This is a genomic window from Litorivivens sp. (assembly GCF_041625495.1).
In the GTDB taxonomy this organism is placed as follows: Bacteria; Pseudomonadota; Gammaproteobacteria; order Pseudomonadales; family Spongiibacteraceae; genus Litorivivens.
The window spans coordinates 1-23,129 of sequence record NZ_JBFJTH010000047.1; the positions used below are offsets into that span (position 1 = coordinate 1).

22 protein-coding genes are annotated in these 23,129 nt (G+C 55.4%); all 22 read left to right on the forward strand.

Annotated elements, in window-relative coordinates; translation table 11 throughout:
• The coding region (gene ttcA, locus ABYP39_RS07575) for a tRNA 2-thiocytidine(32) synthetase TtcA (protein WP_372781872.1) at nt 1-822 on the forward strand (822 nt) is incomplete at its 5' end.
• 135 nt (nt 823-957) lie between these two features.
• A complete protein-coding gene (locus tag ABYP39_RS07580) occupies nt 958-2,574 on the forward strand; it encodes a FliG C-terminal domain-containing protein (RefSeq protein WP_372781874.1) in 1,617 nt (538 codons plus the stop codon).
• Nucleotides 2,571-3,551, forward strand: a complete 981-nt coding sequence (fliM, locus tag ABYP39_RS07585; protein WP_372781876.1) for a flagellar motor switch protein FliM — start codon at nt 2,571-2,573, stop codon at nt 3,549-3,551. The genes ABYP39_RS07580 and fliM overlap by 4 nt, the downstream gene beginning before the upstream one ends.
• A complete protein-coding gene (gene fliN / locus ABYP39_RS07590; protein WP_372747193.1) occupies nt 3,544-3,924 on the forward strand; it encodes a flagellar motor switch protein FliN in 381 nt (126 codons plus the stop codon). The genes fliM and fliN overlap by 8 nt, the downstream gene beginning before the upstream one ends.
• 198 nt (nt 3,925-4,122) lie before the next feature.
• Nucleotides 4,123-4,650: a hypothetical protein gene (locus ABYP39_RS07595; protein WP_372747194.1), complete on the forward strand. Its 528-nt coding sequence runs from the start codon at nt 4,123-4,125 to the stop codon at nt 4,648-4,650.
• Between the two features lie 293 nt (nt 4,651-4,943).
• Nucleotides 4,944-5,354, forward strand: a complete 411-nt coding sequence (locus ABYP39_RS07600) for a chemotaxis response regulator CheY (RefSeq protein ID WP_372747195.1) — start codon at nt 4,944-4,946, stop codon at nt 5,352-5,354.
• Complete coding sequence (locus ABYP39_RS07605) at nt 5,351-5,815, forward strand: Hpt domain-containing protein (RefSeq protein ID WP_372747196.1); 465 nt, start codon at nt 5,351-5,353, stop codon at nt 5,813-5,815. The genes ABYP39_RS07600 and ABYP39_RS07605 overlap by 4 nt, the downstream gene beginning before the upstream one ends.
• An 82-nt stretch (nt 5,816-5,897) precedes the next feature.
• On the forward strand, nt 5,898-6,509 hold the full coding sequence (gene ccmA, locus ABYP39_RS07610) for a cytochrome c biogenesis heme-transporting ATPase CcmA (protein WP_372758858.1): 612 nt from the start codon (nt 5,898-5,900) through the stop codon (nt 6,507-6,509).
• A gap of 2 nt (nt 6,510-6,511) precedes the next feature.
• Nucleotides 6,512-7,198 carry a heme exporter protein CcmB gene (ccmB, locus tag ABYP39_RS07615; protein ID WP_372781878.1) on the forward strand — a complete coding sequence of 229 codons (687 nt, stop codon included), beginning with the start codon at nt 6,512-6,514 and terminating at the stop codon, nt 7,196-7,198.
• A 44-nt stretch (nt 7,199-7,242) separates the two neighbouring features.
• Entirely contained in the window at nt 7,243-7,986 is a 744-nt protein-coding gene (locus ABYP39_RS07620; protein WP_372758856.1) for a heme ABC transporter permease, read from the forward strand.
• 4 nt (nt 7,987-7,990) lie between these two features.
• On the forward strand, nt 7,991-8,164 hold the full coding sequence (gene ccmD / locus ABYP39_RS07625) for a heme exporter protein CcmD (protein ID WP_372758855.1): 174 nt from the start codon (nt 7,991-7,993) through the stop codon (nt 8,162-8,164).
• Nucleotides 8,164-8,598 carry a cytochrome c maturation protein CcmE gene (ccmE, locus tag ABYP39_RS07630; RefSeq protein ID WP_372749292.1) on the forward strand — a complete coding sequence of 145 codons (435 nt, stop codon included), beginning with the start codon at nt 8,164-8,166 and terminating at the stop codon, nt 8,596-8,598. The genes ccmD and ccmE overlap by 1 nt, the downstream gene beginning before the upstream one ends.
• 1 nt (nt 8,599) lies before the next feature.
• Nucleotides 8,600-10,549, forward strand: coding sequence for a heme lyase CcmF/NrfE family subunit (locus ABYP39_RS07635; RefSeq protein ID WP_372749293.1), 1,950 nt, complete (start codon nt 8,600-8,602; stop codon nt 10,547-10,549).
• Nucleotide 10,550: 1 nt separating this feature from the next.
• Nucleotides 10,551-11,114 (forward strand): DsbE family thiol:disulfide interchange protein, encoded by a 564-nt coding sequence (locus ABYP39_RS07640; RefSeq protein WP_372781880.1) that lies wholly within the window; start codon nt 10,551-10,553, stop codon nt 11,112-11,114.
• Entirely contained in the window at nt 11,114-11,569 is a 456-nt protein-coding gene (locus ABYP39_RS07645) for a cytochrome c-type biogenesis protein (RefSeq protein WP_372749295.1), read from the forward strand. Before ABYP39_RS07640 ends, ABYP39_RS07645 begins: the two co-directional genes overlap by 1 nt.
• Nucleotides 11,562-12,761, forward strand: coding sequence for a c-type cytochrome biogenesis protein CcmI (gene ccmI, locus ABYP39_RS07650; protein ID WP_372781882.1), 1,200 nt, complete (start codon nt 11,562-11,564; stop codon nt 12,759-12,761). The genes ABYP39_RS07645 and ccmI overlap by 8 nt, the downstream gene beginning before the upstream one ends.
• A 177-nt stretch (nt 12,762-12,938) precedes the next feature.
• Nucleotides 12,939-16,433 carry a chromosome segregation protein SMC gene (gene smc, locus ABYP39_RS07655; RefSeq protein ID WP_372781884.1) on the forward strand — a complete coding sequence of 1,165 codons (3,495 nt, stop codon included), beginning with the start codon at nt 12,939-12,941 and terminating at the stop codon, nt 16,431-16,433.
• Between the two features lie 105 nt (nt 16,434-16,538).
• Nucleotides 16,539-17,564 (forward strand): cell division protein ZipA, encoded by a 1,026-nt coding sequence (gene zipA / locus ABYP39_RS07660; protein ID WP_372758895.1) that lies wholly within the window; start codon nt 16,539-16,541, stop codon nt 17,562-17,564.
• Nucleotides 17,565-17,587: 23 nt separating this feature from the next.
• A complete protein-coding gene (gene ligA / locus ABYP39_RS07665; RefSeq protein WP_372781886.1) occupies nt 17,588-19,612 on the forward strand; it encodes an NAD-dependent DNA ligase LigA in 2,025 nt (674 codons plus the stop codon).
• The gene (locus ABYP39_RS07670) at nt 19,609-20,211 is read left to right on the forward strand and encodes a transglycosylase SLT domain-containing protein (protein ID WP_372781888.1); all 603 of its coding nucleotides are present in this window, start codon (nt 19,609-19,611) and stop codon (nt 20,209-20,211) included. The genes ligA and ABYP39_RS07670 overlap by 4 nt, the downstream gene beginning before the upstream one ends.
• A 332-nt stretch (nt 20,212-20,543) precedes the next feature.
• A complete protein-coding gene (locus ABYP39_RS07675; RefSeq protein ID WP_372781890.1) occupies nt 20,544-22,319 on the forward strand; it encodes an FAD-dependent oxidoreductase in 1,776 nt (591 codons plus the stop codon).
• A 1-nt stretch (nt 22,320) separates the two neighbouring features.
• A partial coding sequence (locus tag ABYP39_RS07680) for a 2-oxoacid:acceptor oxidoreductase family protein (protein WP_372759458.1) occupies nt 22,321-23,129 on the forward strand: 809 nt, incomplete at its 3' end.

Consider the following 23,129-nt stretch of genomic DNA (forward strand, 5'->3'; position numbering starts at 1 on the left):
AAAAAAGAGAAAACCGAGTTTAACAAGTTACAAAAGCGTCTGCGGCGTCATGTTGGCAAGGCCATTGAAGATTACAACATGATCGAAGCCGGTGACCGGGTAATGGTATGCCTGTCTGGCGGCAAGGATTCCTACGCAATGCTGGATATTCTCATGAATCTCCAACAGAGCGCGCCGGTGGATTTTGAGCTGGTGGCGGTAAATCTGGATCAGAAGCAACCGGGCTTTCCCGAGGAAGTCTTGCCAGCCTATTTGGAAAAGCTGGGCATCGAATACCATATCCTGGAAAAAGACACCTACAGCATTGTGAAATCGGTGGTGCCCGAGGGCAAGACTACCTGCGGTCTGTGCTCGCGCCTGCGGCGCGGTTCGCTGTACGGTTTTGCCGAGCAGATCGGGGCCACGAAAATTGCGCTCGGCCACCATCGCGACGACATTATAGAAACCCTGTTTCTTAACATGTTTTTTGCCGGCAAACTCAAAGCCATGCCGCCGAAGCTACTCAGTGATGACAAACAGAACATCGTGATCAGACCGATGGCCTACTGCAAGGAATCGGACCTGGTGCGCTATGCCAACTACAAGGCTTTTCCCATCATCCCCTGTAATCTGTGTGGTTCACAGGACAATCTGCAGCGACAGGCGATCAAGAAGATGCTGCAAGATTGGGACAAGCAGTGGCCGGGTCGACTGGACAGTATCTTTACTGCAATCGGCAATGTGTCACCTTCCCAGTTAGCCGATGGCGAACTGTTTGATTTCAAAACGCTGAAACTGCAGCGCCCGAGCCTGGACAAGATCCGCGCCGTTAATCTCGCCTGAGCGTTTTACCTGTGCTGCGCAGGTAAGCGTGCTTTGCCGCTATTCACAGAAACGATAGCGAGTGGCGGGAATACCTTGATAAATGCGGCAAACTGTCGGTAAATAAGGTGTTTCCAGTCACTTTACCCGGTTCCTATGACAATAAAATGGGGTGACCCAGCAGCCATTACGCTCCGCGTTGCAGTGCTTGTCGTGCTGTTGTTGGTAAATTGTGTTGCTGTGGCGCAACCCAGTGTCGTCGGTGACAACGACCCTCGGCGCGAGTTGGAGATGTCGCGCGAGCGTCTGGTGGGGCTGCTAGATTCGGTGTTCGGTCGCGATGGATATCACGTTCAATTTAGTCAGACCCGCACCGGACCGCAAATCCTGCTGGTTGTTGACCGAAACTTTCAGAACGACTACAGCGAAGAGGGCTTGCGGGAGCTGATTAGCACGGCTCTTGGCGCAAACTATCCTCTGGTGCTGTCATCCATGCCATTGGTGACCGAACCGCATACACACGATGCCTCCGAGTCTCGTCGACCGTCGCTTGGGTGGTTGTTACTCGGCGGCGGAGTGCTGTTGATTATCGGGCTTGCAGCGGGCTGGCTGCTTGGCCGCCGGCCTCGGCAAAGCTACAAAGATGAAGTGGATGTGCGGCTGGCCGAGCTTGAGAAACTCGCCGCCGAAGACCCATCACGCGTGGCTCAGGTTCTGCGCTTATGGTTGCGTCCATCGTCGTCCGCAGCCGCTGAAAGTGGTGGTATGACCCAGCGTGAATTGGCAGCGGTGATCCTGTTGAGCCTGCCGAAGCCGGTAGCCGCCGGGGTATTGCAGCAGTTTTTGCCCCGCGAGATTCAATTGGTGGGCGATATTATGGTGCGCATTGCACGAGTACGTCGCACTGTCCTGCGTTACGCAGTTCGCCAGTTTTTTAACGACGTGCAGGAAGCCACGGGTTTTGGCGTAAAAGCCGAATCTGATTTCCGGGGTCTGCTGGAGTCAGCTTTAGGGGAGAAGCGCACGCGGCTGGTTGCCGGTGCACCGGAAATTCAGGAAAGTATTCCCTTGCTTGAAAATCTACGCTGGCTTGAGGCCGAAACGCTGGCTGAACTGGTTTCCGGCGAGCATCCTCAGGTGCAGGCAATTGTCGTCGCCAGCCTGGACACAGAGAAGGCCACGCGACTGATAGAGTGCCTGCCTGCCAATGTGCGCGCCGACGTGGTGTTGCGGGTTGCTGAGCTGGACAAACTGCAGCCCGCCGCGGCCGAGGCGATCTCAGAGCTGATCGAATCAAAACTCGATAAACTGTCAAACCATTCAAACCGTATTCCACCGGGGCGCCGTCAGGCCGCTGCTATTTTAAAATCAGTGTCGGCCGACTGGTCCGAGGCCCTGCTGCAAGATATTTACCAGCGGGATCAGGGTTTGGCGCTCACCTTGCAAAACCAGATGTTTACCATGGACGATCTGCTGGGGCTTACTTCTGAAGATTGGAAGAAAGTTCAGGACCAGCTGCCGGATGATTTGCTGGCGCGGGCGTTGCTGGGGTGCCGCCCCGATACGCGGGAAGGCTTTTTGCAGCGTATGCCTAAAACCAGAGCGCGTATGCTGCGCCCGCTGCTGAAAGAGTATGCTGGGCTCGGTGCCGAGCCCATTGAGCAGTCGGCAAACGATGTACTGTATTTGGTGCGTCGGATGGCGGCGTCGGGCGATATTGTGCTCAGCGGAGAATTGCGGCTGGCCAGTCCAGTAACGGTTAAAGCCTCATGAAAGATGTGTTGTCGCAGGACGAGATTGATGCGTTGCTGGAGCAAGTTGCCAACAGTGACGTTGTTACCAAAACCAGCCCGTCAGTGACCACGGGGGTGCGCAGCTACGACCTAAGCGGCCAGCAGCGTATTACGCGGGGGCGCTACAGCGGGCTCGATGCCATTAATCAGCGCCTTTCCAGCCGCATTCGGCAGGCACTGTCAGCCATTCTCAGGAAAGAAGTGGATATCGATGCGCAGGCCGTCGCAGTGCGCAAGTTTTCCGATTACCTCGATGGCCTTTACCTGCCGTCTAGCCTCAATTTAGTAACCCTGTCGCCGCTCGCGGGTACCGCGATGGTCGTGTTGGACGCCAGGCTGGTATTTCGCATTGTAGACTTCTTTTTTGGAGGGTCGGGTCGTCATGCCAAGGTCGAAGGGCGTGAGTTTACACCCACCGAAAATACCCTGGTTGCACGCCTGCTGAACAGTATTTACCGCGATATCGAAGACCTGTGGCGCGGCGTGGCTGAGTTGTCATGTCAGCCACAGGGCGTGGAATATAACCCAGCGCTGGCAGCCATTGTGGCACCGAGCGAAAATGTCGTGATTTCCACTTTTCAGGTGCTTATTGGCGGGGGTGGCGGCGAAATCCATGTGGTGATGCCCGAAGCCATGCTGGAGCCGGTTCGTGAAAGCTTGGAGTCGGGGCATCGCGGCTTGTCCGCGGAGTCAGATCGACAGTGGGCCAATGCTGTTGAGCAGCAGCTCAGTCAGGTGATGGTCAATGCGCGCTGTAGGGTAGCGGAGCTTGAGCTGTCGCTCAGTGAGCTGGCGGCGCTGGACGTCGGCGATTTCCTGCCGCTAAACCTGCGACGTGGGTCTGAGTTGACGGTTGATGGTATTCCTATCCACCGCGTAGAGGCTGGCAGCTATGCGGGGAATTGGGCAGTAAAAGTGCTGAAGAATGAGGATGCGGGAGCGGAAAATAATGGATGAATTCAAAACCCTCGAAGAGCGTAAATCTGCTGGCAAGGTCAGCGACGCCGAGCCATTATCTCAACCGCTGAGCGGTGGCGTGGATAAGGCAGTGACCAGCAGTCGCGCCAGCCTGGATATGGTGATGGATATTCCCGTGCGTATCAGCATGGAAGTGGGGAGTGCGGAAATATCGGTGCGCGACTTGCTGGATCTGCGGCAGGGCGCGGTCGTCGAACTTAATCGACAAGCCGGTGAGCCACTGGATGTGCTGGTGAATGGGGCCATGATTGCGCGCGGTGAGGTGGTGGTGGTCAACAATCAGTTGGGGATTCGTCTCACAGAGCTGGTGTCGCCGGCGGAACGCAGCAAGGCCCTGCGCAACGAGGAGTGACTCAGTGTTAGTGTTAGATAGGGCGCCTAAAAAATAAACAGCTTATAGCCAATCGTTCTAACATCAGGTATTCCTACCAACTTTCCCCCCTTTCCCTTGGCTATACTAAGAATACGTCAGACAGAGTCCGACTAAGCGCGGTGTAGCAAGGCCGTGCCGGAGAATAATGAGGGCTCGCAGGAGGCTGGAGGCTTATGTATGAAGCGCCTTTACTACCTGACAGATTCCATGGCGCTCGCGAGCCAAGTGTCGCGTCAGTTACAGCATACACCAGGGATCGCCAATTGGCGGTTCCATGCGTTGGCTAAAGATGAGGCAGGCCTTTATAGCCACCAGCTGCAGGGGGCGTCGCCGTTGCAGCGGTGCGATATTCTTCGCGGCACAGAGCGCGGTGGTTTGCTGGGACTGATGATTGGTGCAGCGTTTGTTCTGCTTGCGTCACGGGTGATTGATTTTTCTGGTTCTTGGGGCGTATTTGCGATGGTGGCGTTGATTGTCTCGGCAACGCTGTTTGGCGCTTGGGAAGGCGGTATGCTTGGACTGTCTCGTGAAAATTACAAGATAAGACGCTTTCACAATGCGTTAGAAGCAGGCGCCATATTGTTGATGGTGGATGTGCGTAAAGTCGATGAGGGACGCATTCGCAATCTATTGTCGCACATCCCGATACGGCCTATGGGTGAAGGCTCAAGTGTGGTTAACCCGTTTGCTTATGTGTCGGCTTAATTTGCATGTTTGAAACGGTAATAGCAGTAGCAGTAAGAGCAGTGCTGCCTTAAGGCAGAGGCTCCGTCCAGGTTGGCGTCGATTCTGACGCTTCTCAGCACGGTGGGCCGCCCTGGTTGGGGCGGTCTTTTTTTATCTGTATTTTCTGATTTTCGGTGCGGAACCGTTATAGCCAGCGTTGTTTTGATTACTGCATTTGAGAACTATTCCCCTTAATACCAATGATCTCGGTGGCGATTTCCACGTAAATATGAAAAAGTGTTGTCATTCAATGAAGTACTTGCCGAGCGCCAATGAAAATTCTGGTCGTTGATGATTTTTCAACCATGCGTAGGATTATTAAAAATCTTCTGCATAAACTGGGTTATGAAGACGTTGATGAAGCTGACGACGGCACTACCGCACTGCCGATGCTTCACAGTGATCATTACGATTTCCTGATAACCGATCTGAACATGCCGGGTATGTCTGGGCTGGATTTGCTGCGCTCTGTGCGCCAAGATCCGCGCCTAGCTGCACTGCCGGTGCTGGTGGTTACGGCAGATGCCAATCGCGAGCAAATCGTCGAGGCAGCGCAGGCGGGTGTGAATGGTTATGTCGTCAAACCCTTCACGGCGGCGGTGTTACAAGCCAAGATTGAGCAGGTTTTCAATACCCTTGGGAGGCCGCTGACCGATGCGGCGGCGCAGCGAGGATCGCCGTGATCGCTGACGACGACTACGCCGATCTGCGTATTTTTTTTGCCGATGAAGCAACCGAATGCCTCAATCGATGCCGCGCTGCACTCACAGCCTTTGCCGCTGGAGAGTATACCGAGCTGACCATGGGGGGCGTGCGACGTGATTTTCATAATATCAAGGGTACCGCGCTGAGCCTTCCCGGGCTGGAAGTGCTTGGTGAGAGCGCGGCCCAGTGTGAACGTGTTGCCGAAGCGCTGGATCGCGGTCAATTGGCAATGAACCCCGGGGTGCTGGGGCTGTTGAACGCTGGTGCGGACTACTTGGCAGTGCAATTTCAGCGCGTGCGAGCGTCTGCTACACCGCAAGCGATGCCTGCGGTACTCTGGAAAAAGTTTGAATACTGCCGTGACCGGATCTTACAGCTGGAGTCGGCAGCGCCATCTTCCGACCCCTTGTCCCTGGATGATGAACTGAAGTCTCTCTGACAGGGCATAAACCCGCCAAGTTGTTTATAATCGCCGCTTTCTTGAAGCTTACCCTATCCGTTTATCAGAGGAGCCAGGCGGTTTGTCGTCACTGCTGGAAGTCAGAGGCCTGACCTTTTCTCGTGATCACCGGGTACTGGCCGAAAATCTTGATTTTGATGTTCGCGCAGGCAGCGCGATTCGACTTGAGGGGCCCAACGGTGCCGGCAAGACAACACTGCTGCGTATCGTCGCAGGGCTCTATTCGGCCTATGAGGGCGAGATTTTCTACGAAGGCCAGCGATCTTTGTCGGCGCTGCGGCGCCATAGTCACTTTCTGGGGCATGCCCCTGCGCTGAAAGGCAGTTTGAGTGCCCACGAGAACCTGGATTGGCTCGCATCCTTGAAAGGTCTGGCTGCTAGCGCTGCCGATATCGAAGCTGCCCTAGAGCAGGTTGGCCTAGGCGGCTATGAGCATATCCAGTGTCGGCAGATGTCGGCCGGTCAGCAGCGTAGGGTGGCACTGGCGCGGTTATTCCTTATCCCCGCCAAGTTCTGGTTGCTGGACGAACCGTTCACGGCGCTGGATAAACAGACTGTTGCCGCGCTGGAGGGCTGGATTGGGGACTTTGCTAAGCAGGGCGGCGCGGTGTTGCTGACGACACACCATGATCCAGCCATTCCAGCTCTGCAATCCATTGAGTTGGGGGTATAGGTGTGAAGACACTGGGCCCCATTGAACTTGCATTGCGCCTGTTGCGACGTGAATTGACGGTGAGTCTGCGGCGTCGTACCGAGCTGGCAAATCCACTGTTTTTCTTTCTAATTGTCTGCACGCTGTTTCCGCTGGGGCTCGGGCCGTCACCGCAGATACTGGCCGAGTTGGCGCCGGGTATTCTGTGGATTGTTGCCCTGTTATCCGTGCTCATGGCCAGCGACGCACTGTTCAAAGGGGATTTTGACGACGGCACGCTGGAGCAGATCCTGCTAAGCCCAGTGCCGCTCTATACCACGGTGCTCATGAAAACGTTGGCCCACTGGCTGCTTACCGGCGTGCCGCTGACCTTGTTGTCGCCGCTGCTGGCTTTGATGCTGCAGATGCCCAGTGAGGGTCTGGGCGCACTGTTGCTGAGTCTTGGCTGTGGCAGCTTGATGCTGAGCTTTATTGCCGCCATCGGTGCGGCGCTGACGGTGGGGCTAAAGCGCGGCGGGGTGTTGTTGTCACTGCTGGTGCTGCCGCTGTTTGTTCCGGTGTTGATTTTCGGCAGTGCTGCCGTGCAGCGCGCCGTTGCGGGGATGGATGCCTCGTCACCGCTGGCACTGCTTGCGGCGCTGGCGCTGTTTTTCCTGGCATTGGCGCCTTTTGCCATTGGTGGGGCCTTGCGAGTAAGTCTCGACCAATGAATAAGGTATACTAGCGCGCCCTCAATTGGCGTAACTGAGAGAGTATGTGGGCCTGGTTTCATAAATGGAGTTCTCCACGCTGGTTTTACCAGCTTAGTGGTCGATTGCTGCCCTGGCTGGCGGTTATCAGTGCTGTGTGTCTGCTTGTCGGCGTAGCTTGGGGCTTGCTCTATGTGCCGCCGGATTACAAGCAGGGCAATAGCTTTCGCATCATCTACATCCATGTGCCCGCCGCTGCCGTGGCGATGGCCGGTTATATGATGATGGCAATTGCCGGTGCGATCAGCCTGGTTTGGCGGATCAAGCTGGCAGATATGGTCGTGAAATGCGCCGCGCCCATTGGCGCCGCACTGACCTTTCTGGCGCTCGTAACCGGGGCCATTTGGGGTAAGCCTACCTGGGGAACCTGGTGGGTGTGGGATGCCCGCATTACGTCAGTGTTGGTGCTGTTCTTCCTCTACATTGGCATCATTGCGCTGTACGAGGCGTTCGAAAACAAAGAGGCAGCCGGGCGCGCGTGTGCCATCCTCGCGCTGGTCGGCGCTGTGAACATTCCCATTATTTACTGGTCTGTAGAGTGGTGGTACAGCCTACATCAGCCGGCCAGTATCAGTTTTACCGGTGAATCGTCTATTCATCCGTCTATGTTACGGCCGCTAATGCTCACCATTACTGGCTTTTATGCCTTTTTCGGTGTGGCGTTACTGATGTTTGTACGCAATGAAATTCTCGACCGAGAGCGCAATACCCGCTGGGTGCGTGAGCTGGTCACCGCAGCGGCGAGGTAGGGATATGTATTTTGACAGTGTAAGCGCCTTGCTGCAGATGGATGGTCATGGCAGCTATGTCTGGTCTGCGTACGGGATTACGGCGCTGACCCTGATTGCGCTGCTGGTTGCACCCTTGCAGCGAAAAAAACGGCAGCTGAGAGAGCTCCGTGCGCATTACCGACGGGAGCAAGCTTGATGCATCCGCTTCGCAGGCAGCGCCTGTTTATTGTGTTGTTTATTGTGATTGCCACTGGCCTGGCGGCAGCCTTAATGGGCTACGCGCTGCGCGAGAATATCAACCTGTTCTACCCCCCGTCTGATATCGTCGCTGGCAAGGCACCGGTAGGGCGAGATATACGCGCCGGCGGTATGGTGCTAGAAGGTAGCGTCAAACGCGCTACAGACAGCTTGCAGGTAAGCTTTATCGTAACGGACTACCAGGCCAATGTGCCGGTGACCTATACCGGCATTTTGCCGGATCTCTTTAGCGAAGGAGAGGGCGTGGTGGTGTCCGGGCAGCTCGATAGCAAGGGCCTGTTCCATGCCGAGCAGGTGCTGGCAAAACACGATGAAAAGTATATGCCGCCAGAAGTCAGTGAGGCCTTGAAAAAGGCCAATCCGGAGACATGATTTGATTCCTGAAGTTGGTCACTTTGCCCTAATCCTGGCGTTTTGTGTGTCGTTGTTGCTGGCGTTGCTGCCGTCACTGGGCTACGCGACGGAAAACCGCCGCCTGTTGCTGAGCGCGAATCGTTTTTCGGTGCTGCAATTTGTATTGATTGCGGTGTCGTTTGGTTGTCTCGCTGCCGCCTTTATGGGGGACGATTTTTCGGTTCACATTGTTGCCTTGCAATCCAACAGCCAGCTGCCCATGCATTATAAATTCACCGCACTGTGGGGTGGCCACGAGGGCTCGTTGTTATTGTGGGGACTGATTCTGGCAGGTTGGACTGCTGCGGTGGCGCTTACCGGTCAGCAGATTCCGGAAAAGGTAAAGGCCGTTGTACTGGCCACCATGGGGGCAATATCGGCAGGTTTCCTGAGTTTTATGCTGTTTACCTCCAACCCCTTCGAACGCCGCCTCATTTCCACGCCGCTTGACGGACAAGATCTTAATCCGCTGCTGCAAGATCCGGGTATGGTGATTCACCCACCGATGCTGTATTTCGGTTATGTGGGGTTCTCTGTGGCCTTTGCCTTTGCCATTGCTGCGCTGGTGCGGGGTAAACTCGATGCCAGCTGGGCGCGCTGGGCGCGGCCGTGGACCAACGTTGCCTGGGCTTTTCTGACCGTAGGCATCACGCTGGGCAGCTGGTGGGCCTACTATGAACTCGGTTGGGGCGGCTGGTGGTTTTGGGATCCGGTAGAAAACGCCTCTTTTATGCCGTGGTTGGTAGGTACCGCACTTGTGCATTCTCTGGCGGTGACCGAAAAGCGGGGCGCCTTCAAAAACTGGACCTTGCTACTGGCAATTTTCGCTTTTTCTCTCAGCCTGTTGGGGACCTTTCTGGTCCGCTCCGGCGTGTTGACCTCGGTACATTCCTTCGCTGCCGATCCCACCCGTGGGCTTTACATCCTTGGTTTTTTGTTCGTGGTGATTGGTGGGTCGTTAACCCTCTACGCAGTGCGAGCACCGGAAAGTGCCTTCAAGCCAGTATTCACGGCGGTGTCACGCGAATCCCTGCTACTGGCCAATAATATTCTTTTGGTCTGTGCCGCGCTGGTGGTGTTGCTCGGAACCCTGTTTCCGCTGGTGATGGATTATTTGGGGCAGGGCAAGTATTCCGTTGGGCCGCCCTATTTCAATGCCATGTTTGTGCCGCTAGCGGGGGCGCTGGGGATACTCACCGGTCTGGGTATGTACTCGCAGTGGAAAAATACCCGCAGTTTGCTGCAGTGGATCAAGGAGCCGCTGGCGCTGGCGCTGGTTACTGGCCTGTTGCTGCCTTTTGTCTGGGGTGAGTGGTCAGTGGCAGCGGCCTTCGGTCTTTTTCTGGGGGTGTGGCTGATTTTTGCGAGCCTGCGCAGCGTGCTGAAGCAGACCCGCAATGCCGACAGCTTTTTCACCGGCGTGCGCAAGCTTAACCGGTCTTACGTGGGGATGATTGTCGCCCATATGGGATTTGGTATGGCGGTACTGGGTGTCACGGTGGTCAGTCAGTATTCCACTGAACGCGATTTGCGCATGGCTGAAGGGGATGCGCTTGATGCTGGTGCTTATCGGGTAGAGTTTCACGGTACCTCGGATATTCAGGGGCCAAACTATGCCGGTACTCGGGGTGATATTCGACTATTCAAAGATGGTCGCCAGCTCGCCGAATTGCATCCCGAGAAGCGTCGTTACCATGCGCGTGGTGATCAGATCATGACTGAAGCAGCCATTGATGCCGGGCTGTTCCGCGATGTTTATGTGGCACTGGGTGAGCCCCTTGATGATGGGGCCTGGGCTGTGCGGGTTCACTATAAACCGCTGGTACGTTGGATCTGGCTGGGTGGCGCCTTCGTGGCACTGGGCGCGGTGATCTCAATTCTGGACAAGCGTTACCGTTTGCAAAAACCTGCCGGTAAAGGAGTAGCCTGAGATGGGTCGATTAAAACTGTTTATTCCGTTGATACTGTTTCTGGTACTGGCCGCTTTGTTTTATGCGGTGGAAACTCGCGTCAGCGATGGCGAGTACGACCCCAAGGCACTGCCATCGGCGCTTATCGGTCAGCCCTTTCCGGCGTTTGAGTTGCCCGCGCTGTTGAGCGGTGAGCCGGTCGATGAAAGCCTGTTGAAAGGACAAATTAGCATCGTCAATGTGTGGGCCACCTGGTGCCCGACCTGTTTGTACGAACATCCCTATCTGGTGGAGTTGGCGGAGCGCGGTGAGGTGGCTGTGTTCGCTATCAATTACAAGGACGATCCAGAAAAGGCGCGTCGCTGGCTGGCTGATAAGGGCAACCCGTTTCGGGTCAATATTGTCGATCAGACAGGTCAGCTGGGGTTGGATCTGGGTGTGACCGGCGCCCCGGAAACCTTTGTTGTAGACCGCGCCGGTGTGGTTCATATGCGCTATCAGGGCGGTCTTGATCAGGCTGTTTGGGACCGTCACTTTGCGCCGCTGATTGCCAAACTCAAGGCCGCTGAAGGGGTGGCCAATTGATGCGCCTGATACTCGCCTTGATCTGTCTGGCGCTTTCGTTAACGGCGGTGGCGGTGGTAGAAACCTATGACTTTGTCTCCGACGCAGAGCGCAAGCGTTATAACGCGCTGATTGACGAATTGCGTTGCCCCAAATGCCAGAATCAGAATCTAGCGGGTTCGGATGCTCCCATCGCGCAGGATTTGCGGCGCGAGGTGTATCGTATGATTAAAGCCGGCGATAGTGACCAGGAAATTCTAACCTTTATGCATAACCGCTACGGCGACTTTGTTCTATATCGCCCGCGCGTCACGTTGGAAACCCTGGCTTTGTGGCTGGGGCCGGCGGTGCTGGTACTGGTGGGCGGTGGTGTGTGGTGGCGATTGTCGCGCGCACCGCGTCAGGCGGCGAACGCTGCCTTGAGTCAGGCGGAGGAAGCGCGCTTGCGCGCTATGCTGGAGCGCAACGATGACTGAGTTGTTTGTCACGCTGGCACTCGCGCTTGTCATCTTTGGTGGTGCTATTGTCTGGAGTTTGCGGGCCCGCTCTGCGGGAGTTGCCGCAGGTGCCGCAAATGCAGCGGTGTTTAAGCAACGCCTGGAAGAATTGAAGGCCGAGCGTGAGCGCGGTGATCTGGACGATGAAGCCCTGAGCCAGCTGGAGGCTGAATTGCAGCGTCAGCTGCTGGCGGAAACGGTGACGGAGGATTCCGCAGCGCGACAAGAGCGTTTGCCGGCCTGGTTGTTGCCGTTGTTGCTGGTTCTGTCCGTTGGCGCAAGTGCAATGCTTTACCGCTCGTTGGGTGCATGGCCTGAAATGGCGGTAAACGAATTGCAGGCCGAGCTGGCGGGAAAACGGCGCTTCTCGCCGGAAGATATTCGCGCGCTGTCACAGGCAATTGAAACCAGTTTGCAGTTTCGGTCAGAAAATCCCGAGTTGCGGTTCTGGCATGCGCAGCTGGCCATCGAGCAGGGGAACTATAGCGCTGCGGTGGCGAGTTATCGCGAGCTTCTGGCAGGTGAACCACGCAATGCAATGCTGATGGCTCAGCTTGCCCAAGCGCTTTTTCTGCGCGATGGCCGCAAACTCGATGGCGAAGCGCGGGCCCTGATGGAACAGGCGATAGCACTCGATCCGGCTCAAACGACCGCGCTGGGAATGCTGGGAATGGATGCCTTCGAACGTGGCGATTATGCGCAGGCGGTACAGCGCTGGACCGCGCTGCTATCGAGTTTGTCGCCCCAATCACCGCAGTCACAGGTGATTGGCGAAGCCCTGGCACGGGCCAAACAGTTGGCATTGGAGAACGGCACCCTCGGCGGTATTGTGGTTTCAGTCGATAGGGCCGATTCGGTGTCACTGCCGGACCAGGGGGTGCTGTATGTCTTTGCCAAGGCTGCCGATGGCCCGGGTTTTCCGTTAGCAGTTGTGCGCAAGCCGCAGTCGGGCGACATTTCCTGGCCGCAGCAGTTCGTGTTGACCCCCGCTGACGCCATGCGCGCAGATATGACCCTCGATAAATTTGAAGATGTTAAGCTGACGGCCCGCTTTTCACGTGGCGGCTCCGTGGCACCGACGGCTGGTGATGTGGAAGGCCATTCGGCACAGCTGCGCTGGCGTAGCTTGGAGGGCCCTGTCTCTCTGGTGCTGGACAGTCTCGTCGAATGAGTGTTAGCAAAGGACATATTCCATAAAAAAATCCCCACCCGGCGTGGAGTGCGCCGCCAATAGCCGGTAAACTACAGGCAAAGTTGGCAGTGCACGCCCGAGCTGTTTCCGACTGCCACAGATATTCTGAATCTAGAATAAAATCAACCTGTTATAGTATTTTCGGTACTCATTTTCATGCGATTGAAATGCATCAAGCTCGCGGGCTTCAAATCTTTTGTCGACCCGACCACCGTGTCCTTCCCCAGTAATCTGGCGGCGGTTGTGGGCCCGAACGGCTGCGGCAAATCCAATATCATTGATGCGGTGCGCTGGGTGATGGGGGAGAGCTCAGCCAAGAACCTGCGCGGCGAATCAATGACCGATGTCATCTTCAATGGCTCGGTAAACCGCAAAGAGGTGGGGCAGGCCTCCATTGAGCTGGTATTTGATAACAGCGAAGGCAAGCTGGGTGGCGAATATGCGGCTTTTGGCGAAATCGCCATTAAGCGTAAGGTCACGCGTGAAGGTACGTCCGAGTATTTTCTCAATGGCACCAAATGTCGGCGTCGGGATATCACTGATATTTTTCTGGGCACCGGTCTGGGGCCACGCAGTTATGCCATCATCGAACAGGGCATGATCTCGCGCCTGATCGAAGCCAAACCCGAAGAGCTGCGTATCTTCATTGAAGAAGCCGCCGGGATTTCAAAATACAAGGAGCGACGTCGCGAAACCGAAAACCGCATGCGTCGTACCCGGGAAAATCTTGAGCGACTAACGGATCTGCGCGAAGAGATGGAGCGTCAGCTGTCACATCTGGAGCGCCAGGCCCGAGCTGCTGAAAAGTACAAGGAATTCAAAGCGGAAGAACGCCAGCTTAAGGCTCAGCTGCAGGCGTTGCAGTGGCGCGGTATCAACGACAAGGTGGAAACTCGTGCCGCCAGTATCCGCGACCTTGAAGTTGAGGTTGAGGCCGTCGTAACCGAGCGTCAGTCTATTGAAACTGACAGCGAGAAGCAGCGTGACAACCTGACCCAGCTTAACGATGCGCTGAACAAAGTGCAGGGGCGTTACTACAGTATCGGCGCTGAAGTGAGCCGAATTGAACAGGCCATCAAGCACCAGCAGGATCGCGGCCGCCAGTTGGCTGAAGATCTAGAGCGTATCAACCGGGATTACGACGAGGCCCAGTCACACCTGACCGGCGATAGCGAAAAAGTTGAGCGCTGGCAGGAAGAGCTGGAATCCATCACCCCTGAGCTGGAAATGTCGCAGGCCCAGGAAGAAGAGTCCCTGATGGCGCTGACAGAGGCGGAAGAATCACACAGCGAATGGCAACAGCGCTGGGACGAATTCAACCAGAATGCAGCAACCCCGCGTCAGCAGGCAGAAGTACAACAGTCGCGCATTCAGCACCTGGAGCTCACCCTGCAGCGTCTGCAAGATAAGATGCAGAAGATGGAGGCTGAAAGCGAATCGCTAGTGGCCTCTGATGAAGACAGCGATATTGAAGTGCTGCGCGAGCAACTCGCAGAGATGGAGCTGCAAGGTGAAGAGCGCCAGCAGCAACTTGACGAAATATTGCCGCAGATTGCTGAAGGCCGCGATAGCCTGCAGCAACTGAACGATGAGCAGAATGCCCTGCGCAGCGATCTGCAAACTATGAAAGGCCGCCGCGCTTCATTGGAAGCGTTGCAGCAGGCAGCGATGGGGCAGGGCGAAGCCGTCAGCAACTGGCTGCGCGATCATGACCTTGAGCAGGCGCCACTAGCCGCAGAGCAACTGGACGTAGAATCCGGTTGGGAACTGGCGGTAGAAACCGTGCTCGGTGATCGCTTGCAGGCCGTTTGTGTTGCGGCTATTGATGATTTGGCCGGTTCGCTGGCCAGCGTTGGCAAGGGACAATTAACCCTTGTCGAAAGTGCAGGTGCAAGCGCTGGTGGCAGTTCGCTCGCCAGCAAGCTTCGTAACACGGATGCCGCGCTCGCAGCACAGTTGGCCCATGTAGACACCGCTGAGAGCCTTGAAGATGCGCTGGCACGCCGTAAATCGCTTCAGCCTGGCCAGTCGCTGATCACTCGCGAAGGTTTGTGGGTGGGGCCAAACTGGGTGCGTGTGGCGCGCCCGGACGACAGCGAGCAGGGTGTACTGAAAAGGCAGCAGGAGCTTGCAGAGCTGATTGACAGTATCGCCGCCGCAGAAGAAAAGCTCGCCAGCATTGATCAGCAGCTTCGCAGTCGTCGCGAGCAGATAGCAGATCAGGAAGCACGACGTGATCAATTGCAGCGTGATATCCAGCAGCACAGTCGCCAGCACAGTGAACTCAATTCCAAGTTAAGTGCTCACCAGGCACGTATAGAGCAGATCAATAGTCGTCGCAGCAGTCTGCGCAACGAACTCGAAGAGCAGCGCGCTCAGTACAAGCAGGAACAGGAATCACTGGGCGAAGCACGTGCAGTGCTTTCCGAAGCTATTGAGGCCATGGAGAGAGATTCCGGGCAGCGTGAAGAGCTGATGCGCGAGCGCGATGAGCTGCGTGCGCGGCTGGATCAGGCGCGACAAAAGGCCCGTCACGACAAAGACCATGCTCATCAACTGGCTATGCGTTCCCAGAGCCTGAGTGCTCAGCTTGAATCGGTAGCACAGGCTATCGCGCGGGCCAACGATCAGGTGGCATTGCTGGAAAAACGCCGGGCAGAAATTCAGGAAAGCCTGGCCCAGAGCGGTGAACCTATTGAAGAAATGAAACTCGAATTGGAAGAGCGTTTGGAACAGCGCCTTGTTGTCGAGGAAGAATTGCAGGAAGCGCGACGCAGTGTCGATGGTGTTGACCATGTAATGCGTGAGCTGGATCGTCGTCGTAATGAAGTGGAAAACCGCCTGCAGCAGGCGCGTAGTCGTCTAGAGCAGGCGCGCCTTGAGAATCAGGAGCTGCAGGTTCGACGTCGCACTCTGCAGGAACAGTTGGCCGAAGCGCAGCATGACCTGGATCAGGTGTTGGCGACACTCCCCGAAGGAGCGAGCGAGCAGGAGTGGCAGGCGCAACTGGAGCAGATCGGCAAGCGTATTGATCGGCTAGGTGCCATCAACCTCGCTGCGATTGAAGAGTACGACTCACAATCCGAGCGCAAGCGCTATCTGGACGCGCAGAACGACGATCTGGAAGAAGCTCTGGAAACCCTTGAGGGAGCGATTCGCCGTATCGACAAGGAAACCCGCAATCGCTTCAAGGAAACCTTCGATCAGGTTAACACTGGATTACAGGCGCTGTTCCCGAAGGTTTTTGGTGGCGGCAGTGCGTACCTGGAGATGACGGGCGACGATCTGCTGGATACCGGTATTGCGATTATGGCGCGGCCGCCGGGCAAGAAGAACAGCACCATCCATCTGTTGTCGGGTGGGGAAAAGGCTCTGACGGCTATAGCCCTGGTGTTCTCCATCTTCCGGCTCAATCCTGCGCCGTTCTGTATGCTGGATGAGGTCGATGCACCGCTGGATGATGCGAATGTCGGGCGTTATGCGCGGATGGTTCAGGAAATGTCGGATCAGGTGCAGTTTATTTACATCACGCACAACAAAATCGCCATGGAGATGGCGGAGCAGTTGATGGGTGTGACCATGCACGAGCCGGGCGTTTCGCGGCTGGTGTCGGTAGATCTGGAAGAAGCCGCTGAAATGGCGGCGATGTAGTTCGTCGATTATGCGAACTTGGCCGCTATGTGCTGGTAAGTCGTTGTTTGTGGTGACAGAATACTGGTCGTAGGCTTTCGCTGACTGGGAGAGCAGAGAGCGTCGATGGAACTGAATGTCAGAGATTGGTTAATCATACTCGGCAGTCTGGTGGCTGCCGGTTTTGTATTGGACGCTTATCGGCGGGTGCGCGCTGGCTACAGCGACAAGCTGCGCATGTCCGCCAAGGCGTCCAGTGACGACGATGATGAGTTGTCCAACCCCGAACTGCCCGGTGGCGGTGCACGTGTGGTGGCCCGTAAAAAAGCCGTGCCCAGCTACGAAAAGCCGGACGACGGTGATAACCCTGTTCCCGTGTTGATGGACTCTGTTGAAGAAGGGCCAGAACCCTCCGAGCCCAAGCCTGCGCCCTTGGCGAAACCCGAGCTCGACGTTGATGATGAAATTGAGAGCCCACGTGCCCGAGCAGAAAAATCACTCGGTGAACTGGCAAAGCCCGTTGTGGCAGAAACACCGCTTGAAACCCAGCCGCTGGTAGAGCCGGTACCTGAACCCGCAGAAATAGAACCCGAGGTGAAGGTCGAAAAGAAAGCCGAGAAAAAGGTTGAAGTCAAAAAGCCGGACACTAAAAAAAGTGAGGCCAAAAAAGCTGAGAATGCTAAGCGCGGCGACTCAGCAGGAAAAACACAGGCACCTAAAAACCCTGAAGAAATTATTGTGTTGCACGTAGTTGCCCACAAAGGCGAGGTGATTCCCGGAGCAACCTTGCTGCAGATCTTGTTGGCGTGCGACGTTCGTTACGGCGAAATGGATATCTTTCACCGCTATGAAGAAGCTGGCGGTGCGGGCGCTGAGCAGTTCAGTGTCGTTAATATGGTCGCCCCCGGCACCTTTGATCCAGATGCCATGGAACAGTTCTCTACACCTGGTGTTACCTTTTTTATGCGCCTGCCCGGTCCTAAAGATGCGATCAAAGCCTTTGATTGCATGGTGGAAACTGCCCAGGTGCTAGTGAAAAATCTGCACTGCGAGTTGCAGGATGAGGCGCGCAGCGTGTGCACCACTCAAACACTTGAGCATTTGCGCCAGCGCATTCGCGATTTCGAACGCCGCCAGCTCACCCTGGTGTGATCTGACAAATACTATAAAGACTTATGAACGACGCTGACGTTCGCGCCAGAATTCAAACCCTGCGCGATGCTCTGACCGAGCACAATCACAAATACTACGTGCTGGATGAGCCTTCCATACCGGACGCCGAATACGACCGACTTTTTCACGAGCTGGTGGCGCTGGAAGAAAAACACCCCGATTTAAAGTCACCGGATTCACCCACCCAACGGGTTGGTGGAGACGTATTAAGTGCCTTTGAAGAGGTGGAGCATGTGGTTCCGATGTTGTCGCTGGATAATGTCTTCGACGAGGACGGCCTGCGTGATTTTGAACAGCGTATTAAATCCCGTCTCGGCAGTGATGCCCCGCTGGTTTTTGCCTGTGAACCTAAGCTGGACGGAATTGCCATCAGCTTGCTGTATGAGCGCGGCCTGCTGGTAAGGGCGGCGACGCGCGGTGACGGCAAACGCGGCGAGGACATTACAAACAATGTAAAAACCATTGCCTCTGTGCCGCTCAGGTTGCGGGGCAGCGACTGGCCAGACGAGCTTGAAGTGCGCGGTGAAATCTATATGCCGCGGGCTGGCTTTGAGAAAATGAATGCGGCTGCACGCGCGAAAGATGAAAAAGTCTTTGTGAATCCGCGTAATGCGGCTGCAGGCAGTCTGCGCCAGCTCGACAGTAAGATTACTGCCAGTCGACCTTTAGAGCTCGGCGTATATGGCGTGGCCTTGCGTGGCGATAAAAGCCCTTTCAATTGTCACAGTGAGAACCTCAACGCTCTGGCTAAGTGGGGCTTTCGAGTTAGCCCGGAATTACGCACTGTGAAAGGTGCCGATGGCTGCTTGGACTATTACGAATACCTGCTGAACAAGCGCGATGCCTTGCCTTACGATATTGATGGCATCGTTTTCAAAGTAGACAGCATTGATCTGCAGCGCAAACTCGGCTTTGTTTCGCGGGCGCCACGCTGGGCTGTTGCACACAAATTCCCGGCTCAGGAAGAAATGACCCTGCTGCGCGATGTGGAATTTCAGGTGGGAAGAACCGGCGCAATTACGCCGGTCGCGCGCTTGGAGCCGGTGTTTGTTGGTGGTGTTACTGTGAGCAATGCCACTTTGCACAATTTTGATGAAATTCAGCGGCTGGATGTACGTGTGGGCGATACCGTTATTATCCGGCGTGCGGGTGATGTGATTCCTCAGGTTGTTCAGGTGGTGGCGGAAAAGCGTCCCAGTGATGCGAAAATCATTGAGATGCCTACACATTGTCCGGTATGCGGCAGCGAATCTGAACGAGTTGAGGGCGAGGCCGTCACCCGCTGTACCGGCGGACTCATTTGCGCTGCCCAGCGCAGTCAGGCGATCAAGCATTTTGCGTCGCGTAAGGCGATGGATATTGAAGGCCTTGGCGACAAAATTGTCGAAGTACTAGTAGAACGAGAACTGATCAAGCACCCGGGCGATCTCTTTAGTCTAGACCGCGATACGCTGTCTGGCTTAGAGCGGATGGGGCAGAAGTCCGCTCAGAACCTTCTGGACGCACTAGAGAAAAGTAAGGCTACCTCGTTACAACGTTTTATTTACTCCCTGGGTATTCGCGAAGTCGGGGAGGCAACCGCGCTCAATCTGGCGCAGCATTTCGGCAATATCGACGCTATTATGAATGCCAGCCAAGAGGCGCTTTTAGAGGTTTCAGACGTCGGCCCGATTGTCGCATCTCACATTGAACATTTTTTTGCCGAAGCGCATAACCGCGAAGTGATCGAGGCCTTAATAGCCGCAGGAGTTCACTGGCCAGATATCGAAGTTAAAGATCCTTCTGAATTGCCTTTGGCTGGACAGACATGGGTGGTTACCGGAACGCTGGAAAGCATGACTCGCGACGAAGCCAAGGCAAAACTGCAAGCCTTGGGCGCGAAAGTGGCGGGGAGTGTGTCGGCAAAAACTACATCGCTAGTTGCAGGAGCATCGGCGGGAAGTAAATTAACTAAGGCCGAAAAGCTCGGTGTTGAAGTAATTGATGAGAAAGCTTTTTTGACACTACTGCAAGAGCACTCTATATGAGGTGGCTAATCTGTATTACGGCGCTGATTTTGCTGGCCGGTTGTGCCACGCCGCCACGCAATGTCGACAATATTTGCGAAATTTTTCGTGAAAAAGACGGCTGGTATAAAGACGCGCAAAAAGCCTCGGAGCGTTGGGGCTCGCCGATCCCCACGATGATGGCCATCATGCACCAGGAATCCCGGTTTCGCGCCAAGGCGAAGCCACCGCGTAAGTATTTTCTCTGGATCATACCGGCGGGCCGCGTTTCCGATGCTTACGGCTATGCCCAGGCCAAGGATGCCACCTGGGATTGGTACAAGAGCAAGTCCGGTCGGAGGGGTGCCGACCGCGATGATTTTGATGATGCGATCGACTTTGTTGGCTGGTACAACAACCAGTCTGCCCGCATGTGCAAAATCAACCCCGCCGATACTTATCACCTGTATCTCGCGTACCACGAGGGTCACGGCGGCTTTAATCGCCGCACTTTCCGTGACAAGGCCTGGCTAAAACGCGTTGCCCACAAAGTCTCGGCCCGCTCCCAGAACTATACCCATCAGCTGGCAGCTTGCCGCGAAGAACTGGAGCGGGGCGGCTGGTTTTTTGGCTGGTTCTAGAGCCGTGCGCTTTGCTCGAGCGGGCCACCTTCCTGATCGGGGCTAAAAGGCTCTTTGCCATCCAAAAAAAATAATGCGCATCATTCTCATTAGCGTGGAGCGATTTTCCATAATCCGCGTCAGTTTGTCCATTTATTACAAATTGGCCAGTTCGTTATACCAATGATTTCTTTTAAGTTTTTCTCCCTGCCGCGAAAACATTTATTTGCTGAATTTTGATTATCATTGTGCTGTAATCTTTCTGTTTTAGCTGGCGGAATGCCTTGGCGCGTCGTCTAGATGAGCGCCACAGCCGCCGTTCTGTATTTTTATAAGACGCAACGGAAAGAGCATTGAAACCCACAGACGTTAAAGCCCCCGAGTATTTTCACAAGGTGGTCGATTGCCAGTATGCCTGTCCGGCCCACACTCCCGTGCCGGAATACATCCGCCTCATAGCCGCTCAACGATACACTGATGCCTACATGATCAACTGGGAATCCTATGTATTCCCGGGTGTGCTCGGTCGCACGTGCGACCGCCCATGTGAGCCGGCCTGTCGTCGGGGGCGCATTGAGGACGAGCCTGTAGCTATTTGCCGCCTGAAGCGGGTGGCAGCAGACAATAAGTCCAGCATTGCCGACCGCTTACCGGCGATCCCCAAAACCAAAAACGGCAAAAAAATTGCGCTGTTAGGGGGTGGTCCGGCGTCCTTGACCGTGGCCCGGGATCTGATGCCTCTGGGTTATTCCATCGACTTGTACGATGACCAGCCCGCAGGCGGCGGTTTTATGCGCAGCCAGATTCCGGCTTTCCGGCTGCCGGAAGAGGTGTTGAATGAGGAGGTGAACATCATTCTCGATATGGGTGTGATGACCCAGTTCAATACGTACGTAGATAGTCTTAAATCTATTCTCGACAAGGATTACGACGCGATTTTTGTCGGCACCGGGGCACCGCGTGGACGAGACCTTGATCTGCCGGGCCGCAAGGAAGCCGACGCTAATATCCATATTGGTATCGACTGGCTGTCCAGTGTGGCTTTTGGTCATACCTCGACCGTTGGTAAGAAAGTTGTGGTTATGGGTGGCGGTAATACCGCGATGGACTGCTGCCGCACGGCTCGTCGATTGGGTGGTGAGGATGTGAAGGTTGTCGTACGCAGCCCCTTTGCTGATATGAAAGCTTCACCCTGGGAAAAAGAAGACGCCCAGCACGAAGGTATCCCCATTCTGGACAACCATGTGCCGCAGGAGTTTGTTGTAGAAAACGGCAAGCTCGCGGGTGTGATGTTTGAGAAGGTGGAAGCGCAATACGATGACAATGGTAAGCGATCACTGGTGCCGACTGGCGAAGAGCCGGTCTTTATCGAGTGTGACGACGTATTGATGGCCATCGGCCAGGAAAATGCGTTTCCTTGGATCGAGCGGGATATTGGCGTGGAGTTTGGAAAATGGGATATGCCTGTCGTTAACGAGGTTACTTTCCAGTCATCCAATCCCAAGGTTTTCTTCGGTGGCGACGCCGCTTTCGGCCCAGAGAATGTTATTACTGCGGTCGCCCACGGTCATCAAGCTGCCATTTCCATCGATCTGTTCTGTCGGGGAGAGACTGTAGATCAGCGTCCGGCGCCCGGCGTTACGCTGGTCAGTCAGAAGATGGGGATACACGAATGGAGTTACGACAGCGCCGTTGAAGATGACAAGCGCTACGTGGTTCCCCAGGCTGAGCTGTCAAGAACACTGTCTGATCGCAAGCTGGAGGTAGAGTTAGGCTTTGATGCCGCAACCGCCTTTAAAGAGGCCCAACGCTGCCTGAATTGTGATGTGCAAACAGTATTTGCAGAAGACCGCTGTATTGAGTGCGATGCCTGCGTCGATATTTGTCCTACGGATTGCCTCACCTTTGAGGTCAACGATACCGACGAGGCTCAGCTCCGCCAAAAGCTGAAAATGCCTGCGTCCAATCTGGCGCAAGATATCTATGTGTCGGACAACCTGCCAACCGGACGGGCCATGATCAAAGACGAGAACGTCTGCCTGCACTGTGGTCTGTGTGCCGAGCGCTGCCCAACCGCCGCCTGGGATATGCAGAAGTTTTATTACTCGGTAACGAAAGCGGGGCAGTAGGATGAATAGAATTCAGTCAGTTAACGATTTCGTTATCAAGTTTGCCAACGTAAACGGTACCGGATCGGCCAGTGCCAACAATATGTTTGCCAAGGCCCTGTTTCGTATGGGACTGCCGGTCAGTCCGAAAAACATTTTTCCCTCTAACATTCAGGGCCTGCCGACGTGGTTTGAAGTGCGCATCAGCGAAAAAGGCTATCTGGGCCGTCGCGGCGGTGTGGATATCATGGTCTGTGTTAATCCGCAGAGTATGGCGCGCGACATCCGTGAAGTAGAGCCTGGCGGCTATTTTCTCTACGATTCCAGTAAGCCGCTGGATATTCGTATGGTGCGCACCGATATCAACATTATCGGTATTCCGTTGATGGATATCTGCACCCGGGAATATGCCGATCCGCGTCAGCGTCAGCTGTTTCGCAACATTATTTATGTGGGCGCGCTAGCCGCCTTGCTCGACATTGAGTTCGACGTGCTCACCGGCATCGTGTCTGATCAGTTCAGAGGCAAGGAAAAGCTGGTGGTTCCCAACGTCCACGCTCTCGAGCTGGGCTACCACTATGCGCGTGAGCACTACGAGTGTCCCATCGGTATTCGCGTTGAGCGCCGCGACGAGGTGGGTGACAAAATTCTGATAGACGGCAATACAGCCGCGTCTCTCGGGGCGATCTATGGTGGCGCTACGGTTGCCGCCTGGTATCCGATTACGCCTTCTACCTCGGTTGTGGATGGCTTCGACAAATACTGCAAGCGTTTACGTATTGATCCCGGCAGTGGCAGCAAAAACTACGCTATCGTGCAGGCTGAAGACGA